Annotated in this window: 17 protein-coding genes and 1 riboswitch; of the genes, 11 read left to right on the top strand and 6 right to left on the bottom strand. The window is 34.0% G+C overall.

Annotated features, from left to right (window positions below; genetic code table 11):
• The 4 genes from LPB87_RS19975 to LPB87_RS19960 all read left to right on the top strand — a co-directional run.
• A partial coding sequence (locus LPB87_RS19975; RefSeq protein WP_230729089.1) for a T9SS type B sorting domain-containing protein occupies positions 1-1,952 on the top strand: 1,952 nt, incomplete at its 5' end.
• Between the two features lie 10 nt (positions 1,953-1,962).
• On the top strand, positions 1,963-2,892 hold the full coding sequence (locus LPB87_RS19970; RefSeq protein ID WP_230729088.1) for a type IX secretion system membrane protein PorP/SprF: 930 nt from the start codon (positions 1,963-1,965) through the stop codon (positions 2,890-2,892).
• A gap of 279 nt (positions 2,893-3,171) precedes the next feature.
• Positions 3,172-3,357, top strand: a riboswitch (cobalamin riboswitch).
• Between the two features lie 131 nt (positions 3,358-3,488).
• A complete protein-coding gene (locus tag LPB87_RS19965; protein ID WP_230729086.1) occupies positions 3,489-4,700 on the top strand; it encodes a cell surface protein in 1,212 nt (403 codons plus the stop codon).
• Between the two features lie 35 nt (positions 4,701-4,735).
• Positions 4,736-6,985 (top strand): DUF5074 domain-containing protein, encoded by a 2,250-nt coding sequence (locus LPB87_RS19960; protein WP_230729084.1) that lies wholly within the window; start codon positions 4,736-4,738, stop codon positions 6,983-6,985.
• A gap of 85 nt (positions 6,986-7,070) precedes the next feature.
• On the opposite strand, the gene LPB87_RS19955 is transcribed toward LPB87_RS19960, so the two are convergent.
• Positions 7,071-7,967, bottom strand: a complete 897-nt coding sequence (locus tag LPB87_RS19955) for a DMT family transporter (protein ID WP_129538350.1) — start codon at positions 7,965-7,967, stop codon at positions 7,071-7,073.
• A 439-nt stretch (positions 7,968-8,406) separates the two neighbouring features.
• Here LPB87_RS19955 and LPB87_RS19950 point away from each other — a divergent pair, with 439 nt between their 5' ends.
• The 6 genes from LPB87_RS19950 to LPB87_RS19925 all read left to right on the top strand — a co-directional run bounded on the left by LPB87_RS19950 (position 8,407) and on the right by LPB87_RS19925 (position 16,547).
• Positions 8,407-9,045 (top strand): peroxiredoxin-like family protein, encoded by a 639-nt coding sequence (locus LPB87_RS19950; RefSeq protein ID WP_129538349.1) that lies wholly within the window; start codon positions 8,407-8,409, stop codon positions 9,043-9,045.
• 618 nt (positions 9,046-9,663) lie between these two features.
• On the top strand, positions 9,664-9,921 hold the full coding sequence (locus LPB87_RS19945) for a hypothetical protein (protein ID WP_230729082.1): 258 nt from the start codon (positions 9,664-9,666) through the stop codon (positions 9,919-9,921).
• A gap of 221 nt (positions 9,922-10,142) precedes the next feature.
• Entirely contained in the window at positions 10,143-11,249 is a 1,107-nt protein-coding gene (locus tag LPB87_RS19940) for an efflux RND transporter periplasmic adaptor subunit (RefSeq protein ID WP_129538347.1), read from the top strand.
• A 33-nt stretch (positions 11,250-11,282) separates the two neighbouring features.
• Positions 11,283-14,396, top strand: a complete 3,114-nt coding sequence (locus LPB87_RS19935) for an efflux RND transporter permease subunit (RefSeq protein ID WP_129538346.1) — start codon at positions 11,283-11,285, stop codon at positions 14,394-14,396.
• Between the two features lie 9 nt (positions 14,397-14,405).
• A complete protein-coding gene (locus LPB87_RS19930; protein ID WP_230729080.1) occupies positions 14,406-15,869 on the top strand; it encodes an efflux transporter outer membrane subunit in 1,464 nt (487 codons plus the stop codon).
• A 318-nt stretch (positions 15,870-16,187) separates the two neighbouring features.
• Entirely contained in the window at positions 16,188-16,547 is a 360-nt protein-coding gene (locus LPB87_RS19925) for a hypothetical protein (RefSeq protein WP_129538342.1), read from the top strand.
• A gap of 228 nt (positions 16,548-16,775) precedes the next feature.
• Here LPB87_RS19925 and LPB87_RS19920 read toward each other — a convergent pair whose 3' ends face one another.
• Positions 16,776-16,922, bottom strand: a complete 147-nt coding sequence (locus LPB87_RS19920) for a hypothetical protein (protein ID WP_230729078.1) — start codon at positions 16,920-16,922, stop codon at positions 16,776-16,778.
• Between the two features lie 505 nt (positions 16,923-17,427).
• On the opposite strand from LPB87_RS19920, the gene LPB87_RS19915 reads away from it, so the two are divergent.
• Positions 17,428-18,012, top strand: a complete 585-nt coding sequence (locus tag LPB87_RS19915; RefSeq protein ID WP_230729076.1) for an outer membrane beta-barrel protein — start codon at positions 17,428-17,430, stop codon at positions 18,010-18,012.
• A 300-nt stretch (positions 18,013-18,312) separates the two neighbouring features.
• Here the strand turns inward: LPB87_RS19915 and LPB87_RS19910 are convergent, their stop codons facing one another.
• From LPB87_RS19910 to LPB87_RS19895, 4 genes are all read right to left on the bottom strand, one after another.
• Positions 18,313-19,362 (bottom strand): cytochrome c peroxidase, encoded by a 1,050-nt coding sequence (locus tag LPB87_RS19910; RefSeq protein WP_230729074.1) that lies wholly within the window; start codon positions 19,360-19,362, stop codon positions 18,313-18,315.
• A 123-nt stretch (positions 19,363-19,485) separates the two neighbouring features.
• Positions 19,486-20,997, bottom strand: coding sequence for a DUF6850 family outer membrane beta-barrel protein (locus LPB87_RS19905; RefSeq protein ID WP_230729073.1), 1,512 nt, complete (start codon positions 20,995-20,997; stop codon positions 19,486-19,488).
• 10 nt (positions 20,998-21,007) lie between these two features.
• Positions 21,008-22,216, bottom strand: a complete 1,209-nt coding sequence (locus LPB87_RS19900; RefSeq protein ID WP_230729071.1) for a DUF4876 domain-containing protein — start codon at positions 22,214-22,216, stop codon at positions 21,008-21,010.
• A 28-nt stretch (positions 22,217-22,244) separates the two neighbouring features.
• On the bottom strand, positions 22,245-25,067 hold the full coding sequence (locus LPB87_RS19895; RefSeq protein WP_230729069.1) for a TonB-dependent receptor plug domain-containing protein: 2,823 nt from the start codon (positions 25,065-25,067) through the stop codon (positions 22,245-22,247).
• Positions 25,068-25,190: the final 123 nt, after the last annotated feature.

The raw sequence follows: 25,190 nt of genomic DNA, 5'->3' as shown, positions 1-25,190 counted from the left end.
CAGCTCCTAATGCAGGAACAAACGGAGTTCTGACATTATGCTCAGGATCTGTCCCTACGCATGCGCAATTGTTTGCTCAACTAGGAGGAACACCCGATGCTGGTGGTACTTGGTCTGCTATTGGGACTATTTATACCTATACTGTAAATGCAACAGCTCCATGTACCTTAACCGCCAAAGCTACTGTAACGCTAAACACACAAACTGCTCCTAATGCAGGAACAAACGGAGTTCTGTCATTGTGCTCAGGATCTGTCCCTACTCATGCGCAATTGTTTGCTCAACTTGGAGGAACACCCGATGCTGGTGGTACTTGGTCTGCTATTGGGAATATTTATACCTATACTGTAAATGCGACAGCTCCCTGTACCTTAACCGCTTCTGCCACTGTAACACTAAACACGCAAACTGCTCCTAATGCAGGAACAAACGGAGTTCTTACATTATGCTCAGGATCTGTCCCTACGCATGCGCAATTGTTTGCTCAACTTGGAGGAACACCCGATGCTAGTGGTACTTGGTCTGCTATTGGGACTATTTATACCTATACTGTAAATGCGACAGCTCCCTGTACCTTAACCGCCAAAGCTACTGTAACACTAAACACACAAACTGCTCCTAATGCAGGAACTAACGGAGTTCTGACATTATGCTCAGGATCTGTCCCTACTCATGCGCAATTGTTTGCTCAACTTGGAGGAACACCCGATGCTGGTGGTACTTGGTCTGCTATTGGAACTATTTATACCTATACTGTAAATGCGACAGCTCCGTGTACCTTAACCGCCAAAGCTACTGTAACACTAAACACACAAACTGCTCCTAATGCAGGAACAAACGGAGTTCTGACATTGTGCTCAGGATCTGTCCCTACTCATGCGCAATTGTTTGCTCAACTTGGAGGAACACCCGATACTGGTGGTACTTGGTCTACTATTGGAACTATTTATACCTATACTGTAAATGCGACAGCTCCGTGTACCTTAACCGCCAAAGCTACTGTAACGCTAAACACACAAACTGCTCCTAATGCAGGAACTAACGGAATTTTGACTTTGTGTTCTGATTCTGTCCCTACGCATGCTCAATTGTTTGCTCAACTTGGAGGAACACCCAATGCTGGTGGTACTTGGTCTGCTATTGGGAATATTTATACCTATACTGTAAATGCGACAACTCCGTGTACCTTAACTGCTTCTGCCACTGTAACACTAAACACGCAAACTGCTCCTAATGCTGAAGCTGGCAGTCCAGGTATAATTAGCTGTACTCAACCAACAATAAAGTTAAATGGTACTAGCTCTGAGAGTACTAATATTACTTATTTATGGACTGGCGGAACTATTGTCAGTGGAGCCAACACATTAACCCCTGTTGTAAGTTCCAGCGGAATTTATACTTTAACGGTTACAAACATTGCTTTGGGATGCTCTTCAAGCGATACTGTTTTAGTTACACAAGATATTGAAAATCCTGATTTTACCTTTTCAGAAACAGCAGTAAATCAATTTTTAATAACAGGTTATGGCGGTAAAGCTCCCTATCAATACAGCATTAACACCCCTAATAATTATATATCTGATCCAATCTTTAAGATTGATCATTCTGGAAACTATACCATTTATGTAAAAGACATTAAAGGTTGCTTCTCTACTCAAACTGTCTATTTAGACTATGCCGGAATCGAATTTCCAAAATTTTTCTCTCCCGATGGAAACGGAAGTAATGACTATTGGTATCCAACAAGAATCGAAGATTATCCCGATTTAGAGGTTTTAATATTTGATAGGTACCAACGATTAATTACCAGTTTTAAAGGAAATACAACAATGGGATGGGATGGTACATATCAAGGAAAACCCTTGCCTATGGGGGATTATTGGTATGTTATTAAAACAAACAATGACAAAGACAGGAGAGAATTAATAGGTGGAATGACTTTATTTAGATAAAATAAGAAAGATGAAAAAAATAATATTGCTTTTTATAATAATTAGTCTTCCTGTTTATGGGCAAGAATTACAACTCCCGCCAACCAGTCAATATTTAGCAGATAATCCATATGTAATTGCCGGAGCCTATGCCGGAATTGGAGATTTTTATAAAATACGCTTTACTGGAGAAACACAGTGGTTAGGTGTAAAAGATGCTCCACAAACGCAGTCCCTATCTTTTGATGTCAGGATAGGAGATCGCTCAGGACTTGGAGCTGTATTCTTTAATGATAAAAACAGGAACACTTCTCAAAAAGGAGGTCAAATAACTTATGCTCATCATATCACTTTATCCGAATATAATAATCAGTTTCTTTCATTCGGACTCTCTTATAAATTTACTAATTTCAATATTGATGCATCAGATATTGTCACATCAGATCCAAGTGTTCAATCTTATAATGTGAATAATTCAAACTTTGATTTAAGCTTTTTGTATCGTTTAGAAAATTTTTTCGTCAGTTTTAATGCAGCAAATATTTTAGATAAGTCAATAAAGCCAACGATTTTAAAAGAGCCAACAAATATTAGAAATTACTATTTATATACTGGTTTTCTTTTGAAGAATAGATTTACTTCTATAGAATATGAACCTTCTATTTTGTATCAATTGTACGAAAGTGATGGGCGTTCCAGTCTTGATCTTAATCTTAAAATTCGGAAAATGACTGGCAGTAATTATATTTGGGCAGGCATAAGCGCCAGACTATTAGCCGATCAGTCGTTTAAACCGAACTCCATTGCGCCTTTAGTCGGATTTAGACAAAATAAATTTTATGCTGCTTACTCATTTAATATTAGCCTGAATCAACTTCAAAGTCATAATTCGGGTACACATATGATAACTGTTGGATTTGATTTCGGCAATAGGGTAAGCAATTGTAAATGTGTAAATTAAACAAAACTAATAACATAAAAACGATATTAGTCCTTTTCAGTATTTTATTTGTATGCATTCAATTAAATAATAGTAACAGGTCAATTTTTATGATTACACAAACACAAACCGATTTTGTTTTGTTTTTTAGCATCTAAATTCACAAAAAAAATACATTATTCTAACTTGTAAAACATTTTATTAAAATAATTCTAACCTAGCTAAATCTAATGCGTTCAAAAGCTATGAGAATACTAGTTTGGTAATTTTGCTTAAAATTGTTTCTATCTATATTTTCTATACATTTGCCAAAAATCTGGTGCGCCATAAAAAGCACTTAATAGGGAATTCGGTGAGAATCCGAAACAGACCCGCTGCTGTAAGCTCCGCATAGAAGTTTTTGAAAAGTATATCCACTGTTATTTAATGGGAAGGATTTCAAAAATGGAGTAAGTCAGAAGACCTGCCAGATGATATAATGTTTGACGCTTTCGTGGAATAAAGCTAAGGACAATGCTGGTTTTGTATGCTTAAATGTGGGCATTACCATCATTCCTCTGTATTTCCATAAGCGTTGTAATTATTTGCTTTTTTATTCAAATAAATCACAATTAAATATGGAAAAAAATCCTTCTAAAATTTTAAAATTGACTTTTCTATCGATTCTATTGCTAGGTTTTATAGCATGTGATTCTGATAAAGATGAAAATCAGGAAATTATAAATCCTACCGAAGTACTCACTGAATCATACACTGTGAACCGCTTTAATGTTCTTAACATTGTTCCGAATCTGCCTAGCAATTCAAAACTTACATGGAGTATTAATGATTCTATAATTTCTCAGAGTTCGCAGTTGGATTTCATTAGCCCTTATTTAAAGAACTATCCTTTGACTTTGAAAGTAGAAACCAATGGAGTTGTAAATACATATACTTCTGCAATCAATGTAACAAAAGAACCTGTGAATTATAGCAAATACATCTCAAATGTATTCGATTTCCGTCCTGCAGTAGGTCAGTTTACTAACGAAATTCCAGAATATTCACCCGGAAATACAGAAGCAAACCTGATTAATACAGCCAAAAAAGCCCTTGTTGGATCAAAAGCAAGCATGATTTCACTAGGTGGATTTGGAGGTTACGTCGTATTTGGTTTTGATCATACAATTCCGAATATGGATGGAAGAGATTTTAAAATTTTAGGGAATGCCTTTTGGGGAAGTGAAGCCAATGAAGCGCGCTCAGGATCTTGCGAACCTGGGATTATTCTAGTAGCTTATGATAAAAATAAAAACGGAAAACCTGATGCAGACGAATGGTATGAGATTGCAGGAAGTGAATATTTTAAAAATACTACAGTAAAGAATTATACCATTACCTATTTTAAACCTGATGCTAACAAACCACCAGTTGCTGGAGATGAATTTTGGCAAACTAACATAGAATATATTAAATGGCAAGACAATCTAGGGAATTCTGGCTATAAAACACAAAGTGCATTTCATGCTCAAAGTTATTATCCTCTATGGATCTCTGAGGGTTCATATAGTTTAACAGGCACAAAAATCGAGAACAATTTTTACGATCAGAGCGGTACTGGAAACTATTGGGTTGGAAAATCATTTGACTTTGGATATGCTGATAATGCTCCAAATAATGATGAAGGATCTAATATTGATATCTCTTGGGCTGTTGATAAAGATGGAAAATATGTAAAACTTCCTGGGATAGATTTCGTTAAAGTATATACTGGAATAAATCAAGAAGCGGGTTGGTTGGGAGAAGTCTCTACAGAAGTTTCTGGTGCCTATGACCTGTACATAAAATAAAAAACAAACTATACAATTTTAAATTAATTAAATAAATGAAACAAAATTACTTTTTAAGAATTCTGTTACTTTTTACATTTCTTGTCAATGCACAAGTAAAAGTACAGGGAGTAATTCGATATGATCTTAAGCAAAATTCAACTGCCAAAATTCAACAAAGTAAAAGTACAACCAGTACTATCGATTTTGATGCGATTAAGTACTGGGTAGGTACTGGCGCAAATAAAGCTGCCTTGGTTGTACAATGGAATGATGGTAAAAATTCGGATGCCTTAGTATGGGGTTTTAGATGGGATGGCACTGCAACTGGTGTAGATATGGTGAAAGCAATTGCAAAAGCTGATCATCGCTTTTTTGCGTTACAATATGATTCTGGTCCAACGCTTGGAACTGCAATCGGAGGATTGGGTTTTGATCTAAACGGAATAAATACAATTGGACTTTACAAAGATGGAAATACTACCTATCCTCATTATCCTGTAGATGGTCTTGTAAATACATCTGGGTATGATTTTGATAATTTTACAGCTATAGACGCTACAGATCACTGGCAATCAGGATGGGCTACCAACGGATATTGGTCGTATTGGGTAAAGAACCCCGCTGATTCTGATTTTGACTATTCTACTACTGGAGCTAGCAGTCGTGTTTTAGAAAATGGTTCTTGGGATCTTTGGAGTTACAATCCATCGATGATAGAAGCTCCTATTGCTTCAACATTTAATCCCGTAACGCCTTTTGTGCTCGCAACAGATTTTACAAAAGGATTCTTTATGGTAAATGAAGATTGGTTTGGACACACTAATGGATCTGTAAACTTTATTGATGATAGCGGCAATGTTAGCTATCGCGTTTATAGTACTGTCAATAACAATCAAACATTTGGAGTAACTACACAGTATGGAACAATATATGGAGATAAATTTTATTTTGTTTCAAAGCAAGCAGCCGATGCTGGAAGATTGGTTGTTGCTAATGCAAAAACAATGCAAAAAATTGCAGCCTTTGAAACTATTGGTGGAGACGGACGTTCATTTTTAGGAGTCAATGAAAACAAAGGGTATATAGGAGCATCAAATGGAATTTATCTATTTGATATTGCTAACATGCAGGTAGGAAGTCTTATTTCGGGAACAGCAGGTGCTGGACAAATAGGAAACATGATTCGTACCTCACAATATGTATTTGCGATAACACAGAATAAAGGAATTTTGATAATTGATCCAACCACAAATACTGTAATTAATACTATTGTAGGTGGATTTCAATCGGTTGTTCAAGCCAAAGATGGAAGCGTTTGGGCAATTCAAAATCAAAAATTAATCAATATTGATGCAACCTCTTTTGCTACCACAGACTACCCTATTCCAACTACTAAATATTTTACTACTTGGGCAGCATGGAATGCAGGAAGTTTCACGTATAGCAATCAACAAAATGCTTTATACTGGATTAATTCTATAAATTCTTTTAGTTCAGGATCGCAGATTGTACGATTTGATGTTGCCACTAAAACATTTAATGAAAATTTTGGGGCAATTCCGGGGCAAACACCATCTCCCAGACAAATTCCATATGGTGCAGCATTACGCATTGATCCTGTTTTTGATAAGTTAATTTTAAATACTACAGAAAGTGGATACGGACCACATTTTCAAAAAAACTGGGTTCATATTTATGATAACACTGGAGCGTTAACAAATACAATAGTTTTAAATGATTATTACTGGTTTCCTTCTGTAACTGTATTCCCGGATAATAGTGTGCCAGTTGTAAATACTACTTTACCATCTCAAGTTTCAATAAGTAGTGCTACAGTAATTGATTTAAAAACCGTTGTTTCTGATACTGATAATTTATCAGCTGCAATTGTAAAATCGATTAAGTCAAATACTAATCCTGCTGTTGTATCTGTCACTATCAATACAAAAGATGAGTTGGTTTTAACACCTCAAAGTCCAGGAGAGGTAACGATAACAATTAGTTTTAATTCTAATGGTAAATTAGTCGAAAAATCAATTACAGTCAATGTAACAAATACGTTAGGAACTGATAAGTTTGACAGAATAGCATTTACGATCTACCCTAACCCTGTTTCTGATATTCTAAATATTAAAACTCAAGACGAAGTATTGAATGTAATGATTTACGATATTTCTGGAAGACAAATCAATACTAGAATTAATAATAACCAAATTGATGTGAGTGATTTAACAAAAGGATTTTACATCATTAATGTGGTAACAGATAGAGCTAGTTATCAGCAAAAATTCATTAAAAAATAATTAAATAGTACGCTCTATAAAAACAATAGCCCTTTACTACAACAGTAAGGGGCTTTTTGCTATATATTCTTAAAATAAAGAAGTTTTACTGTTTCTGTATTTCAGTAGATCTGACTTTTTCTACCGCTTCTGAAACAATATTGATAATTACGCCCGAAATAATAAGACATCCCCCAAGAATCAAACTCATTGTTAAATTTTCATTGAATAAAATCACACTCACTGCAACTGCTACTACAGGCTCTAATGCTCCCATAATTGAGGTAGCTGTTGAACCTATTGTTTTTATGGCATAAACCAAAGTTGACATAGAAAGTACTGTTGTTACAAGTGCAAATACAACAATTTCCAGAAAAAACATCACATCAGGGAGTGCCATTGACTCATTGAATAATAACACTTTACACAAATAATAAAGGGAGGAAAAAAGTAGTGAATAAAATGTAATTTTTATACTCGAAGCCTTTATTTTTGCTTTATTAACCACTATAATATATAAGGCATAAAACAAAGCACTTGTTAAGGTAACGACAAGACCTATAAAATTGATATTAAAAGCAGAACCTTTAGTGCTCAACGCAAAAACGCCACATATTGTTATAAATAAAGATATAATTGTAAGCTTATTGATACGCTCTTTAAAGAAAAAAAACATTGTTAAAGCTACAATTACAGGGTAAACAAAAAGTATAGTCGAAGCAATTCCGGGAGAAAGATAATCATAACCAAGGAAAAGGAATTCGGCAGAAAGAGCATAGAAAAGACCCAGTAATAGTAATATTAAGAGTTCTTTTGTATTCACTTTTAAAGATTCCTTTTTATATATCAAATACGCTAATAAGAACAGACTTGAGACAAAAAATCGGTAAAAAAGTACCGTATCCATCGGAAAATTAATCGCTTTTATTGGTAAAATAAATAATGGAATTAATCCATAGGAAACTGCCGAAATAATGGCGAATAAATAACCTTTAATTTTCATGTATTCTATAACTTATTAATTGGAATCTTTTTTATGCAGAATTTTTATTGACCTACATTACCCTCTTTTTATGCTCAGCAAAATTACCAAAAAAATCCCTGATTTTGTACTGCGTATTTTGTCGCAGTTTTCAGTCGCAGTGTTATCCTAAGCGGAGTCTAAGAATATTTATTTTCCAGTTTCATCAATCATTTCCTTAGTGCTTTTGCTACTTTAAACCTTTGCTACTAAATTTAGCTCCGACTCACTCTGCCAAACCGAATTGCAATTTTATATATTGGCATCTTAGTACTAATTTCAAGCTATCCCTTTTTATTTTATCAGCTCTCCCCTTTATTTACAGAATAGTGACTTTTTTATCTCTATGAGACAATAATGTGCGTTATTGCCCATGCTGACTATATTTTAAATCTTTACAAAATAATCAAATAGAAAATACATGGATAGTTTAGAAAAACAGATCGAAAAGCTTAATAATGAATTGTCGCAACAAATACCGCAAGAAGTATTGAAAGTATTCGAAAAATCAATAAACGACTTAAAAACACAAAACATTGAAAATAAAAGTATCAAAATTGGAGATATCGTTAGCCCATTTTCTCTACTAAATGCAAAAAAAGAACTCATTCACTCCAAAGATATTCTTAAGAAGGGAAAAACGATTCTTGCTTTTTTTCGCGGTAGCTGGTGTCCATATTGCAATTTAGAGCTTAGAGAATTACAAAACAACATAGCAAAAATAGCTGGCAAAAACGCTACTCTTCTGGCTGTTTCGCCACAAAGCCAAGATCACAGTAGGGTACTTACCGAAAAAAATCAGTTGTCTTTTGAAGTTTTAACTGATGAAAACAATACGTTGGCCAAACAACTAGGAATTAGCTTTAAATTACAAGAATTTGCCATCCCTACTTATCAGGCAATAGGAATTAATTTAAACGAATTTAATCAGAATAATGAAAACACATTACCTGTTCCTGCAGTATTTGTTATAGAAACTGACGGATCTATAATTTATAAATTTGTAGATACTGATTATAGGAACAGACTTGATATCAACGAATTACTACTATCAATATAGTTAAAAACACACTTTAATCTATAACCAATAAAAGCTCAATTGATACCAATTGGGCTTTTGAGTTTATTTTTACTTTAGCGAATTAGAAACTTTATCGCTGTTTTTTCAACCACTCCAGATAGCTATCGGGATAAAAGGATTTAAAATTTAGTGCAGTGTCATCCTGAGGCCGCCTCAAATATTGATTTAATACGCAGTTTTAGGCACAGTTATCAGGGCATCTATACGGATTGCCAACGGTCCTTTTACGGATAGTAATTTGCTTCGCGAGAATGCTCTATTCTTAACATTTGTTCTGCTATTGTGAAATAAGACTACAAAATTATGTGTACTAACTAGATTATTTAAAAAGCTAAAACACTAAAAACAAGAACATTTACTATCCGTAACTTTTAAATAATATAATTTTAAAGAAAATTTAATAAACATTGAATTCTCAATTATTATATTTGGCGACTTATCCTCATAAAATTATTCATTTTATATACCAAAAAAGATTTTCTCTCTAATTTACCTATGAAACCTATTAAGTTTATCTATACCATTCTATTATCCCTGCTTGTTTTTCATGGCAGTGTAGAATATTATAAATATCCTTCTGATCTAAATAATTGTCAAATGCAAGACATTTTTTTAGCTTCAGATATACCTCAGCTTGAATCTTCTTCTTTATACATGACTGATTCGGAGATACATTTTATCATCAAAAAGAAGGTAAAAATCCGCACAGCAAATTCAGAAGCTAGTCTCTTAAAAAAATATTGCTATTCTAAGTTATTTGATTTTAAGGAATTAAAAGAAAATATTATTTATAGTATCGCTTCTATTTATAAAGATCAGCGACACAATCACCTGCACTTATACCAACTTTTCTAGATTTCTAGAACACCTTATTTTTATATACAATATTCATTTATAGTAATGCATTTCATTATTATTTATGGGAGCATATATCTATAGGCTTAGTTCTTTAAAAAACGGTATTCCATTCTTGGAATATACGACACCTTTCTATTTTTAACATTTACCCAATTACAACTCCTTGTATATCATTACTTTGGAGGAAACATATTTATATAATACTTTAAAAATTAATCATGATTATTAGTAAAAAACATTTCTTTTTATACGGTTTATCGTTCTTATTTCTAACCGCTTGTGCAGATAAAACAAAAAATGATACAGCCAATATAAAAACGGTACCTGTTTATAAAATCACATTAAAAGACACTGTCGTTTCTAATCGATTTGTTGCCGATGTACACGCTAAAAACAATGTAGAAATCCATGTACGTATACCTGGAATACTAGATAAAGTTTTTGTTAGCGAAGGACAAAAAGTAAACAAAGGGCAAGTTCTTTTCAAAATTAGCGATGCAGAGCTACAAATACAGCTTATCAAAGCAGATGCAGTATACAAAAGTATGTTAGCAGACCTTAGAATTGCTAGTGTTGAATTAAATCAGGCACAGACTCTTTTTACAAAAAAGGTAATTGCAAGCCAAGAATTAGAATTATCTAAGGCTAAACACGATGCTGCAACTGCTAAAGTGGCACATGCTGCCGCAGAAAAAAAATCCATCAATCAACAAATTAGCTTTACTACAATACGAGCTCCTTTTGATGGCACAATAGATCGTATTCCGTTTAAAGAAGGAAGCCTTGTTGAAAATGGTTCGCTACTTACAACATTATCTCAATTAGATGATGTATATGCTTATTTCTCAATCCCAGAAAATACTTATTTCCAAATGATGGCCGACAATAGCCTGAAAACTAAAGGAGATATACAATTGGTATTACCAAACGGAGTGGTATATAGTAAAAAAGGAGAGTTAAAAACTGCCGATGGAGAAATCGACAGACAAACAGGTTCTATCCAATATAAAGCTAAATTTCATAATCCAGAAGGCTTCATAAAACATGGAACATCTGGTAGTTTAATTATTTCGGAGCCAAGAACCAATGTGGTATTAATACCTCAAAAAGCAGTTTTCTCTATTCAAGACAAGCAATTTGTATTTGTTGTTAACAAGGAAGGAATCGTAAAAATGACCAACATTAGCATTGCAAATACTCTTGACGATGCATACATTTTAAACAAAGGACTGAAACAAAATGATCTTATTGTACAAGAAGGTACTCAATCACTTAGAGATGGTGACAAGATCAATATCAAACAAATGCAAAGTGCAAGCTTGTAATCAATTCCTTAATTAAAATTAAAAAGATACAAAATGATAGAGATGTTTATCAAAAGAAAAATATTATCATTAATCATTTCGGTGATGATAGTTCTTCTCGGAATACTAGCTTTATTCCAATTACCCATAACACAATTCCCTGATATTGTTCCTCCATCGGTAACAGTAACTGCTAAATATACTGGTGCTAATGCTGAAGTTTCTGCCAATGCCGTCGCACTGCCATTAGAACGAGCGATAAATGGTGTACCTGGAATGACTTATATGTCAACAGTTACATCAAACGACGGTTTAACCCTTATTCAAGTATTCTTTGAAGTGGGAACTGATCCCGATTTGGCTGCTGTAAACGTACAAAATAGGGTTACCACAATACTAGATGAACTTCCTGAAGAAGTTATACGAGCTGGAGTAACTACAGAAAAGGAAGTTAACAGTATGTTGATGTACCTTAACGTTACTAGTACAGATGAAATTCAGGACGAGCAGTTTATTTTTAACTTTACCGATATTAATATTCTTCAGGAACTAAAACGTATTGACGGTGTAGGACGTGCAGAAATAATGGGTCAGAAAGAATATTCTATGCGAGTATGGCTTGATCCACAAAAAATGCTTTCTTATAATATTTCGGCAAATGAAGTTATCAATTCATTGCAGAAACAAAACATTTCTGCCGCTCCTGGTAAGGTTGGTGAAGGATCAGGACAATTGGACAGCCAAGTTCAATATGTTATAAAATACGGTGGAAAATTCTTCGAACCTAAACAGTATGAAGAAGTACCATTAAGAGCAAATTCAGATGGTACCATCTTAAAATTAAAAGATGTTGCTAAAATCGAATTGGGATCGATGAGTTACGGAATGGTTTCTAAGACTGATGGAAAACCATCGGCTTCAATCATGCTAAAACAACGTCCAGGATCCAATGCATCAGAAGTAATTGCCAGCGTAAAAGCAAAAATGGCTGAGCTAAAAGGAACTTCATTCCCTCCTGGAATGAATTATAATATTGCCTATGACGTATCTCGCTTCCTTGATGCCTCTATTGATGAAGTTTTAGTAACGCTTATAGAAGCATTCCTTCTTGTGGCCTTTGTAGTTTTCATATTCCTGCAAGATTGGCGTTCTACACTTATCCCTGTATTAGCAGTACCTGTAGCATTGATTGGTTCATTTACTTTTATGTCGATGATGGGCTTTTCTATAAATCTACTTACTCTTTTTGCTTTAGTACTATCGATAGGTATTGTCGTCGATAACGCCATTGTCGTCGTCGAAGCCGTACACGTTAAAATTACGGAGGAACATATGGATCCGTTACCAGCAACCATTAGCGCCATGAAAGAAATTACTGGTGCCGTTATTGCAATTACTATTGTAATGGCTGCTGTATTTATTCCGGTTGCTTTCCTTAGCGGACCTGTTGGGGTTTTCTACAGGCAATTTTCGCTTACCATGGCAATTAGTATTGTAATATCTGGTATTAATGCACTTACATTAACACCTGCTTTATGTGCTATAATGCTAAGAGCACACGATCCTAACAAAGAAAAAACATCACTTTTAGATCGTTTCTTTGTCCGATTCAACAGATGGTTTGACAAAATCACTTCACGATACATTAGAGTACTTTCTAAATTTGCAGATCGCAGCTCTATAACTATAGGTCTTTTGGTTTTATTCTGTGTTCTTACTTGGGGTACATCAGTATTTTTACCTTCTGGATTTATCCCTGCTGAAGATCAAGGAATGGTATATGTAAATGTTACTACACCACAAGGAGCAACTGTAGAACGTACAGATAAAGTACTGGATGAAGTAACTCGTATTGCAAAAGAAATTGAAGGAGTTGATAACGTAACCACACTTGCGGGTTATAGCATTGTTACTGAAATCGCTGGTGCATCATACGGAATGGGAATGATCAACCTGAAAAGTTGGGATGATAGAGACATATCTGTAAATGAATTTATTGCAAAACTAAGCGAGAAAACAAAAGGAATAGCCGATGCACAAATTGAAATTTTTGCACCTCCTACCGTTCCTGGATTTGGTAATACCAGTGGTTTTGAAATGCGTTTGCTTGATAAATCTGGCGGCTCTATCAGCAACACAGATGAGGTTACAAAAAACTTTATCAAGGAATTAAATGCTTCGCCAGAAATTCAAAATTCATTCTCAAGCTTTGATGCTACTTTCCCTCAATATCTAATCCATATTGATTATGATATGGCGGCCAAAAAAGGAGTTTCTGTAGATAATGCTATGTCAACATTACAGACTATGTTGGGATCCTTTTATGCTACAAACTTTATTCGCTTTTCGCAAATGTATAAAGTAATGGTACAGGCAAGTCCTGAGTTTAGAAAAAATCCAGAAAGCATACTCGATATGTATCTTAAAAATGATGCAGGCGAAATGGTTCCGTTCTCTACTTTCATAAAATTAGAACGTGTTTACGGGCCAGAAGTACTTACTCGTTACAATATGTATATGTCAGCAATGATCAACGGAGAACCTGCTGAAGGCTTTAGCTCTGGAGAAGCGATTGCTGCTGTAGAGAAACTTGCTGCCGAAAAACTCCCTAGTAAATTTGAATTGGAATGGTCAGGTATGACTCGTGAAGAAATTCTATCTGGAAACCAAACAATATACATTTTTGCTTTGTGTTTACTGTTTGTTTACTTATTACTTGCTGCTCAATACGAAAGTTTACTACTGCCTTTCCCTGTGCTTTTATCGCTTCCGGTGGGTGTTTTTGGTTCGTATCTCGCACTTTTAGCCGTAGGATTAGACAATAACATTTATGCACAAGTAGCCTTAGTCATGCTTATAGGACTACTCGCCAAAAATGCCATTTTGATAGTCGAATTTGCCATGGCACAAAACAAGCTAGGGCAAGATATTACTGAAGCTGCGATAGAAGGAGCCAGACTTCGTTTTAGACCTATCTTAATGACTTCATTTGCTTTTATATCAGGTCTTATACCATTGTGTATTGCCTCAGGAGCTGGTGCAATTGGTAACCGCTCTATTGGTACTGCCGCTGCAGGAGGAATGTTAATAGGAACCATCTTTGGACTTATTATTATACCTGGACTTTATATCCTGTTTGCAAAAATGGAAAAAGCAATGAAAAAATAAACTTAAACAATGAAAAAATCACTCAATAACTCAAAATATATTTTAATATTAGTATTTGTTATGCTATTAACTGCTTGTTCTGCCCCTAGGGTGGCAGAACCGCAGAAAGCAAAAGCATTACCTGAAAATTTTGATGCTAAACGCAAAAAAACTACTGCCAATCAAGAAGATTTTATTCCATTAAAAACGGCTAGCTACTTCAAGGATCCTGAATTAGAAAAATTATTGGATAAGGCTATCCTTCAAAACCCTGATTATCTAATCCTTCAGGAGAGAATATTAATCGCTAACTCTCATCTAAAAGTAGCAAAACTAGCTTTGTTGCCTTCATTTGATATTGTGGCTGATGCTTCGGGTACACATTATGGTAAATACACTATGGATGGTGTAGGTAACTTTGATACAAACCTATCTCAGAATATATCAGAGAGACAAAGAATTGCTACAGATTTAACCCCAAACCTATTCCTTGCAGGAAAAGTTTCTTGGGAAGCTGATATCTGGGGTAAACTTAGCAACCGAAAAAAAGCTGCACGCCAAAGGTATTTTGCATCAAAAGAAGGAATGAGATTGTTGCAAACAAGATTACTTAGTGATATTGCGACGCTTTACTACAAACTTGTAGCACTAGATAAACAAGCTGCTATTTATAAAAATAACCTAGCAACACAGCAACGAGCTCTTGATATTGTTTCTGCTCAAAGATCTGTTGGAAAAGCAACAGAGCTTGCAGTGCAACAGTTTAATGCTCAAAACAACAATATTCTTGCTGAGGCAGAACAATTAAACTTAAGTATTGATCAAACTGAAAAAGCGATATTAAACCTACTGGGAGAATACGGTGGAACTGTTAGCAGAAGTAGCGATTTCTTATCAGGACACCTTGAAGTATTGAATCAAAAAATAAGTGTTGATTCCATAATCCATAACAGACCCGATGTATCGGAAGCTTATTTTGAATTGTTGGCTACCAATGCAGATGCAAAAGCGGCACGTGCCTCTTTTTTCCCAACTGTAAATCTTGGGGCGTATGGAGGTCTTAACTCTTTTTCTTTCCCTACATTTTTTGATAGCCAATCATTTGCATGGCAATTACTGGGCGGCATAACAGCACCGATATTTAACAAAGGACAAATTAAACAAGACTTTTTTGTTGCCAACAAAAAACAACAAATTAGCTTCCTAAATTATCAAAACACCATAACGATAGCTTATAATGAGCTAAGTGCTTTATTACATCGAACTGAAGCTTTTCAGGATGTTTTAAGCTATAAATCAAAAGAAATAGAACATCTTGAAATAGCTGTAAATGTCTCAAATGATTTGTATTTAAGCGGATATGCTAATTACCTTGAAATAATTAGTGCTCAAAAAAACAAACTTCAGGCAGAATTAGACTTTGTAGATATACAATTAAAAAATGCTGACTCACAAGTTTTATTATACAAAGCTTTAGGAGGAGGAATCAATTAAAGTTAGGTTATTGGACTATTTTTAATTTCTAAAAAATGATACAGTAGCCCTATTTTTAATTCTATTTATACCAAGAGGCTGTCCCAAAAAGACAGCCTCTTTTTATATATTCTTCCTAACTTAATTACATTGAATGCGAGCAGCTGTTAGTTAACTCAAAATATTTCTTATATTGCTCCAAAACATAAGAAATGAGCAGAAAACATGGATTTGGTAAAATCTTAGATCAAAAATATACTTCTGTAAAAAAATGACGATAATGATTAAACTTTTTATAAATCGAGATTAAAAAATGGTCTCTATAAAGTAATATAAAAGATGAATATTATAGACTTATATAGCGGATACGAAGGATACCCTGAACTAATTTTAAGAGAGAAACGAAATAATAATCAAATTTTTTTCGAAGTTCATTTACTTGACTTTCATTTTAATGAAATATTATCCTTAATTCCATTGGGACAATATCATGAAGAAAGTGTAATGTATAATTTTTTCAAGGCAGAAGGCTGGCATAATAGTGAATGGGAATGCAAAAGAATTCAAGAGCTATATAATCAACTCATTTTTATAGAGTCTACTATCCCAGAAAAATTGAAAGAAGTGTTTAATGCTATTAGCCAAATTTGTTACTCCTGCATACAAAATAATAGTAGATTATTTTTTGAATTAGAGTAAAATTTATTCTAGACCACCCATGTCTACCCTACAAACGCAATATCATTAAATTAAGCTTTTTTATAACTAAAAACTTTTATCTATAAGCACTAAATCACTAAGAAAACATGTGTAAACTTAGTGGCTTTATATCTCTTCGACAGAGATTTATTCGGTATCATTTCTTAACCTAATAACATTAAACGTGTGTAGCGTAGCTTGCGAGGGGCATAATATCTTAACTAATGCCTACACAATTTGAGAAATCATAAAAACTGCAATAAAAGAAACTACAGCAAACACTATAGAGTTTACGATTCTATCTTTTCTCTTTATCGATTTTTCTGACATATCAAGTTCAGTAATATATTTTTTTCTTGTTTTATTTCGTTTCATATCTTTTATTTTAATTTACAACGTTTTACGTCTATGTTACTGTTATTATAATTTTCAAAATTTATTTTTTCAAAATAGTTGTATTGATTTGTATCTAATAAAATCAAATGGTATGCCAAGATAGCCAATAATACATCAATAAACTAAATAACAAATAGTTACAAAAAAAGCATTATTACTTAACTAATACATTCCTATCAAAATGATACGGTTAGCCATTCAAAATGAAAGGGTTTAAAAACTCTGATAATAAATATCGCTTTAAAACATAGGTGGAAACTCAGTAAATTCTGTAGTCATTCTTTAAGTCACATTTTATTTTTGTATAACCATTAAGATACAACGGTTTACCGATTTACTCATAGAAAAACTTTCGTTGAGTAACTGTTTTTTTGCATGACAAAATTTATAATTTTATATTTACAATGTCTGTTTACAGCAGGTATAACAACCTGTTAACGACTTTAGACAATTTGAATTTTAAAAAAGTTAAACCATTTTACTTATGAAAAAACGATTATTACTTTCAATCTTTGCATTACTTAGTTTTATTTTAACATCGCAAGCACAAGAAAAAGGCAGTAGCGACCTTAGTGTTAATATTGGTTTTGCAACATCTACCGAGTTGTCAAATCTTTTTACAGATATCCTTGTTAGTGGTCTTACTGGTAATCAAATAAAAACTGGTGATATTAAGGCAGGTCCCACTTTGGGGATAACGTATCGCTATGCAATAGCCAATAGATGGATGGTACAAGCCGATGGATTTTATCAAAAAATGTCACAAGATATATATGTAAATAACACAAAAGAAGGCAAAGCTAATTACACTTACATTACTGTAGGTTTGGGTACAGATTATCGTTATATCTCTACTAATTTTTTCCAGATGTATTCTGGAGTTGCAGTTGGTTATACATCCGAAAATATAAAAAATTCAGGAGCCCAAAATTCTGCTAATGGAGATGGCTTTATAAACTACCAAGTAAATGCATTAGGCTTTCGTGTAGGTAAATCATTTGCTGCTTTTGCCGAATTGGGATTCGGATATAAAGGTATTGTAAACACTGGTGTTTCGTACCAATTTTAGTAGTTACACTAAGAGCTGATTTAAAACGTTGACAAATTAAATATTGTTCTTTCTAAAAGATTGTAATAAAAAACGCTTCAAAAGATATGTACTTGCCATAACCTTATTTACAAGAAATATTTTCACTACAAATAATATATATAACAAAAAGGATGAGCAATGCTCATCCTTTTTTCATTTACTTCCAATACTAATTCTTTTTCAACGCATTAGAGATATAATATCATATACCACTTATTCAAAAATATCCTCTAAATCGTGTAATTAAATTGAAAATAAAGTCAAAAAAACTCTTTGGATCTATCTTGGTATCTGTGGACGTTCCATTTTATATTGTCTTCCTGATAGCGTTTTAATAAAAGATACCAATGCTACAATTTCATCATCATCAAGATTTAGTGGTTGCAATAATACATCCGTTTGTGGAAATAATGGATCAGCAGCTTTCTCACTCTCCGTTGGATCAATCATATGCATGCCGCTGTTATAGATATTAACTATTCCTGTCATATTATCAAATAAACCATTATGCATCCATGGCCCTGTGTACATGACATCGCGAAGTGAAGGAGTTCTAAATTTCCCAACATCTTCAGCCTTTTTAGTAATATGATACAGTCCCAAATCTTCGTATTCTCTTTTATAATACGTAAGTCCTATGTTGTGGAATGATTCATCTGTAAAATATTTCCCAGAATGACAATTCATACAACGTGCTTTGGTACGGAAAAGATGCATCCCGTGTATTTCCTCATCAGATAACTTACTGTAATCTCCATCAATAAAAGCATCAAATCGGCTTCTTTTGCTCAATATTGTTTTTTGGAATGTTGCTAATGATTGCAAAATCTTTTCGTAAGTAACATCTGTACTTCCGTAGGCATTCTGAAATAATACAGCATAACCTTTAACTTTTTTTATCTTTTTTGCCAGACTTTTAGCATCCATATTCATTTCATGATGTGCAGTAATTGGTCCCTGCGCCTGCTCTTCTAGCGTTGTTACCCGACCATCCCAAAAGAATGATTTTCGTGCATTGATATTATAAAGAGATGGTGTATTTCTTTTTCCTTGCAAATGATCATTCCCTAAAGATACCTCTCTACCATCTCCCCAAGCCAATTCTGGATCATGACAGCTACTACAAGAAACCTGATTCGACCCTGAAAGTTTTGGATCAAAGAAAAGCATCTGACCCAGTATTGCTTTAGGATCATCCAATCTTTCATAATAACTGGTATCAACAGCCAAGGATTCAAATTCTTCCCAAGCTACCCCCTTGTCAATAGTAGGTTTAGGCCATTGGTTTACGGGCTTACTATACAGTTCCCGCCAGTTGGTATTTGCCATTTTTTCGCTTAGCGTAACACTAAAACTCAATAGCGAATGCACAACTCCAATACAGAGAACTAAAAAAAGGGTTTTAAATAAAATAGACTTCATTATAAAGCAATAGTGTTTTTATAATACATCTTAAAATGTCAAGCCCAGTGACATTTGAAAATAAGTATTGTTTTTGTTTGTAGAATAATTGTAATAATCCAGATCTGTTTTGACGAAAAAGTTAAGATCTGCTTCGTACTTGTAATCCCATCGCGTTCCCAAATTCATTTTAGTATAAGTGGCAGATAAATAAGCAAAATTATGATCTAACATCTCAAAAATTTGATTTGTATTTACGCGGTCATTCAGTTTCATTTTTGAATCTAAAGCCCAGCTATGCTCAACCGAAGTCGAAACATTAATTAATAATTGTGAGAGAAGCTTTGATATAGAAAAATCTAATCGACCAATACCCTGTTGAACATCAATAATCCGTAAGGGATCAATATATTTTGTTTCTGTTTTTTTCAAATTAAAACTCGGAGCAATAGACCATGATAATTCAGGATTAGGGATGCTGTATAATCCAGAAAACACAACAGATGTAACTTGATTGCTGTATTTAGTATCTTCAGCTATTTTTACATAAGATGTTGAAGTTTGATTATCGAATATGTTTTCAGTACCAGCCCGATCAGTATAAGAAAATCCAATTTTTGTACCCCAAGCCTGTTTCTCTGATTTCTTTAAATAAGAAACCTCACCTTGATAACCTTTTTCTAAAATACTAGAGGCAATAAGATCTTGAAATTCAGTCATTATTTTTTCATAATCAAAACGATTGTATCCTACAGCTACTGCAAAACCATTTTGATCTTTTGGGAATAATTGCACATTTGCACCATACCCCTTTCCATCATAAAAAGAACTCAATTTATTTCCGGTAAGCAAGTTGTTATATACTCCAAGCCCAGTCATATGATAAACGGCCGGAGCTCCCAACTCGCTAAAGAATTTTAAATTATTCGACTGGGTATATTTTTGTAAATTAATTGCTGCTCCAATAGCATAATGATTTCCGATGTTTCTGGAAAGCCCTACTCCTACCTTTAGATCCGAAACTGTATTTTTAGGTCTGGGATCGATATCACGGTATTCTAATAAAGCGCGGTATTCGGCAACAACTCCAAGAGTCATTTTCTGAAATGCTTTTGTATATCCACCTTTAAAAGAATATTCCTCAAAAGAAAGATCACCTCCTATAGAATCGGCAGTTACATAAGGATAGATTACCTGATAATCTGAGCTTTCGTTCCAGCGCACATTTTTACGTTGTCCATTTTTATAATACGCATTTCCCCAAACAGTATTCTTAGTATCAATCTTATAATGAGATTGTGCATTAATAAGAAATTGATTAATACCGCTCCCTAGTTGCTGCATATTGGTTTGTTGCGAACTAGCATTATAACCTGCACTAAATTCGGATAAAGAATAACGGCGGGCATACGGCTGATTTGCTGGATTAGTATAAATTATATTAGAAAAATTATTAGCAGGAGATAAATCCTCATGAATACGGAGTAATACCGAAGTACTATCCTGTGCATGCAGCATAGCTGAACTAAAAATAAGAAATAAGAAGATGGAACGAAAGCTCATGATAAATTTATTAATTCATTAAAGATGGTTTAACCTCAGGGCTAAAATCTAATGTAGAATTATTTGTGTCCTTCAATGTTTTTATACCTTTAGCGTTAGTTGAAAGCACTTTACGACGAACGCTTTTTCCATAACGGCTTTGATCTGCATCAACTTTTCCGCAGTAAGTCCATCCCATGTCTAATGAAGGAGCAGTAACAATCCATTGAAATTCTGATGCAACACTTAAATTAACAGCATCTACAATCCATTCATTAGGAATAGAGTAAACACTCTCTCCCATTGGATAACTCTCACCACCAATTACCATATTGTACTCATAGTCATACGTATAATCAGCTAAAAAAGCATCTTTATTTATTGGCAAACGAGCAATAACGAAGCTTTTGAATCCTCTGTTATGAATAACCATCGATGAGAATAAATTCTGCATATTAGGAACTGCTGGATTATCAACATCATCGGCATCTTCTGTATAAAATTCGAAATTAGCAGTTCTCAAGTCTATTGAACCCGAATTGTATTCTTTATGGTTAATTGCATCTTCAGCAATAATAAAATAGGCACCCGGAGCAATTGGATAAGTAGTTCCGTTTCCTGGAACAATTGCAATGGCTGATGCTGCAAACGATTTTTCCATGATATTTGGCGTATAATTCTGTTTTTCAATCGTCATAAATTCTGATTGTGCAATCATCAATCCATCTGCATATAATACCTGATCCGTATTATTGTAAATTTTAAAGTATTTGTCGCCTAGATATTGTTTACCCTCAGCAGTCTTTGTTCCTGTAAAAAATACCTCCTCAATAATAAAATCTGATTGGTTTGTTTTAAGGAACAGATTTAAAGAAACTACAGCGGTTTGACCTGTAATAACTACAGATTCTTTATAGCCGCTTACTGAGGCATCAACAGTACTCTCGCCTGCCGAATAATTAATTTTTCCATTAATAGAAATTTCATAAGAACCTTCGCTTAGTGCAATAGAAAGATTATTATTTGTAAATGCACTGCTTTCAGTTATTTTACCTGTATTAAGTTCTTTAAAAGAAACCGTAAGATTAGAAAGCACCACATTATTTAAATCCTCTGGATTACTTAGTTTTAAAGTTAAAGCAGTTTGCTTACCGCTATAATTATCATCATCTTTTGAACACGATTGTAATAGTGCCATTACGGCTATTGTTAGATAAATGGGTAGTAATTTAATTTTCATGATTAAGGTATTTATTTAATATTAAAAGTTATAAATTCAAGTTTAATTCCATTCCGAAATAAGGAGAAGTAAGTCCTCTTCGTTCAATCTTCTGACCGTTAATTTCATAATTTTGATAGTAGCTAAAGAGTCGGTTAACGAACATCGATATTCTAAATTTTTTATAAAAATCTTTAGAGACTTTTAAATTCATATTCATCGACATCGGAACGGTTCTTTTTTCAAATAAAGCGTCGTTGTACTTTATATCCAGCCATTGCAAAATAGGATCTGATTTATTTTCTTCGAGATAAGGATGCTGCTTTCCGGAAGGATCAATATAGGAAATCGGGGTCCCGTTCATAGGCGTAGATTGTCCGCTTCTGAACCACATAAATTGAAATGAACTAGAGAACTCCAATCCAAGTGAAGGAATATAGGTATCAACAATTAGATTGGTATTTAATTGCTGCTTTTCGGAACCATCATCCCATTGGTAAAGTCCTAAATAAGGAAGTCGCTTCCCGTTGATAACAATGTCTTTTTGTCCGCTTTTGTAAACAGGGCTGCTGTTTGTATAAATCGTTTTAAACCAAGCGCCATTTATTGTAAATCGGGTATTTATCGCTTTAAAACGCTTCGATGAGAATTGAAATTCGACCCCGCTTTTAAGTAATTTACTTCCGTTATTTGTAATGTTATAGGTGGTTAATAAGGTATCCATAACAAAGCTCATCTGAGCAAGATCAGGCTGTCCCGTTAAGGTTAAAGGATCGATAGAACTGCTATCGTATTTTTTATAGGAAAGTGCATGATAACGAGAACCATTTCTAAATCCAGAATCCAAACGTTCATTAAAATAAGTAACCGAAAATCGATTGTTATCATATGAGAAATCTGTTCGAACTTCCCATTTTTTATTGATTGCAGGCTTTAAATCATAATTAATTGCAGCCGTTTTATAAGTCATTAAATTGATTCTTCTGTATTCAGGAGTATTATGGTAATAATTAAGCTGTACCAAATCATTATATACATAATCAGGATAAAGCTGTGCCAGTGTTGGAAATTTAGTATACTGACCCGTACCAACTGTGAATTCCGTTTTTAAGGCATGTTTTCCAATTTTAAAAGATGGTAGCGCCCATTGTGCATTAATTCGGGGATCAAAATAATATTTCCCATGAATGGCATAAGCCGATGGCACGTTTAATAATGACATGGCTCGGATACCACCAGCAATGTTTAATTGATGGTTGCCTAAGGGAATTGTAATCGCATCTTCGGCAAAAAAAGCAATATCAGTACTGGCAGGAATATCTTTGTATGATCTGGGGCGCGTTGTCATTTCAGGAGACGGCGGATGTGTTGTATCATAAACCTGACCTTTCCCATTATTTTTAGAATAAGTCCACTCCGAGCCTGCCTTTAAAGCATGTGTTATTCCTAGAAAACGAACTTCAAAGTCTCCCATTCCTTTAAAAAAAGCATCAAATGGTTTTCCATCAACCAAAAGATTAGAAGTATATTGAGGGGTTAAAAAAATACCATCAGATTCTCCTTGTTCTGTATTATTAGGGATAGCAGTCGCATTAGACACCTGAACCCATTTCGTCTGTTCTATTTTATCATATTGCTGACTCAATGATGTCGCTACATGTATCGCTTTTAAAAATTGAGCTGATTTGAAATTTAAATCAAAAGAGTTGGCCAATGAAAACCGATTGTAATCAGAGCTATATCGGTCTATTTTTGCAAAACCAACATCGGGATCAGCTTTCTCATTGTCCATAGAACCACTATAATCCAGACTGGAATCCCACTGAAGCAAATAAGAATCATTCTCCCATGTTTTTTGAGCACGAATCGATGCTGTAATTCTTTTGTAGTTTTCAAAACTATTTCGAGGATCAGGCTTTGCATTCAAATAATCAAGACCAACATTTAATACAAATCGTTTTTCTTCATCTTCAAAACCTTTACCTACATAGTATAATTTGCTGAACTCATCAGCTTTAAAACGCGATTCCAAATCACTACGGCCTCTTTTACGTTTAATCTTAATAAGCCCGCTCGTTAAATCACCATATTCTACAGAAGGAATTCCTCTAACAATTTCTACTCTCTCAATCTGATCTGTAGAAATAGAACGCATATCCACCCCTTTTGATGTAGTGTTTCGACGTGTATTTGCGTATCCAGAACCAGGCGTAATAGTCATATTGGAACCCGTTGTATATTGTAAATTCGCATCCGTATTAATAGGGATTCCATCGACTACAAAGGCAGTTCCAAGAGATGAAATATCATAATTAGAATCGGCTATTCCGACTTCTCTTAATTTAATATGGTTAGATACATTAAATACAGGGTCTTTAGAGCGTCCCCCTGGCAGTAATTCTAATAAATCGGTAAAACTAGAAGGTTGTAAATGCTGCATTGCTTTTTTATCAATGACAGAAGTACTTGTCATTCCACGAGATTCAGTAGCTGTAATAACTACTTCATTCAATTCAACACTTATTGGAGTTAATTCAAAAGATAAATGTTGGTTGCTTGTAAAAACAAGGTTCTTTTCGATACTTGCGTAACCTATATGCGATACTTTAATTTTGTAATTCCCACTCGGAATAGATTCTAAAACGACGCTGCCAAAATCATCTGATTGCAATTCGTATTTCTGAAATACTCCTTCTACAGCTACTATTCCCCCCTTTATTGGAAATTTACTCTCAGAATCTTTAACAGCAATCTGAATCCTTAGTTTATTTATGTTTTGAGCAAAACCAAGATTGGAAAACAAAATGCATAATAACAGAATAATAGTTTTGCTATTTTTAGTTATTACTAGGAGACTATTGCAATAAGACATGGTATTTAATTGTAATGGAAACTGTAATATATGTAACAGATATTCGGTTAAAAGTTGCAAATATAACTTAATTTAGACTGAATAAAAATAACTTATTACAAAAAACTTCCCCTCTTAACAAAA

The organism is Flavobacterium sp. EDS, from assembly GCF_020991525.1.
In the GTDB taxonomy this organism is placed as follows: Bacteria; Bacteroidota; Bacteroidia; order Flavobacteriales; family Flavobacteriaceae; genus Flavobacterium.
This window is presented reverse-complemented; position numbering and strand designations above follow the sequence as displayed.

Excerpts from the sequence above, each read along its gene's own strand:
- LPB87_RS19910 (WP_230729074.1), bottom strand. The coding sequence starts at position 19,362 with ATGGCAAATACCAACTGGCGGGAACTGTATAGTAAGCCCGTAAACCAA.
- LPB87_RS19935 (WP_129538346.1), top strand. The coding sequence starts at position 11,283 with ATGATAGAGATGTTTATCAAAAGAAAAATATTATCATTAATCATTTCG.
- LPB87_RS19950 (WP_129538349.1), top strand. The coding sequence starts at position 8,407 with ATGGATAGTTTAGAAAAACAGATCGAAAAGCTTAATAATGAATTGTCG.
- LPB87_RS19900 (WP_230729071.1), bottom strand. The coding sequence starts at position 22,216 with ATGAAAATTAAATTACTACCCATTTATCTAACAATAGCCGTAATGGCA.
- LPB87_RS19970 (WP_230729088.1), top strand. The coding sequence starts at position 1,963 with ATGAAAAAAATAATATTGCTTTTTATAATAATTAGTCTTCCTGTTTAT.
- LPB87_RS19920 (WP_230729078.1), bottom strand. The coding sequence starts at position 16,922 with ATGAAACGAAATAAAACAAGAAAAAAATATATTACTGAACTTGATATG.
- LPB87_RS19930 (WP_230729080.1), top strand. The coding sequence starts at position 14,406 with ATGAAAAAATCACTCAATAACTCAAAATATATTTTAATATTAGTATTT.
- LPB87_RS19915 (WP_230729076.1), top strand. The coding sequence starts at position 17,428 with ATGAAAAAACGATTATTACTTTCAATCTTTGCATTACTTAGTTTTATT.
- LPB87_RS19955 (WP_129538350.1), bottom strand. The coding sequence starts at position 7,967 with ATGAAAATTAAAGGTTATTTATTCGCCATTATTTCGGCAGTTTCCTAT.
- LPB87_RS19940 (WP_129538347.1), top strand. The coding sequence starts at position 10,143 with ATGATTATTAGTAAAAAACATTTCTTTTTATACGGTTTATCGTTCTTA.
- LPB87_RS19965 (WP_230729086.1), top strand. The coding sequence starts at position 3,489 with ATGGAAAAAAATCCTTCTAAAATTTTAAAATTGACTTTTCTATCGATT.
- LPB87_RS19960 (WP_230729084.1), top strand. The coding sequence starts at position 4,736 with ATGAAACAAAATTACTTTTTAAGAATTCTGTTACTTTTTACATTTCTT.
- LPB87_RS19945 (WP_230729082.1), top strand. The coding sequence starts at position 9,664 with ATGCAAGACATTTTTTTAGCTTCAGATATACCTCAGCTTGAATCTTCT.
- LPB87_RS19895 (WP_230729069.1), bottom strand. The coding sequence starts at position 25,067 with ATGTCTTATTGCAATAGTCTCCTAGTAATAACTAAAAATAGCAAAACT.
- LPB87_RS19925 (WP_129538342.1), top strand. The coding sequence starts at position 16,188 with ATGAATATTATAGACTTATATAGCGGATACGAAGGATACCCTGAACTA.
- LPB87_RS19905 (WP_230729073.1), bottom strand. The coding sequence starts at position 20,997 with ATGAGCTTTCGTTCCATCTTCTTATTTCTTATTTTTAGTTCAGCTATG.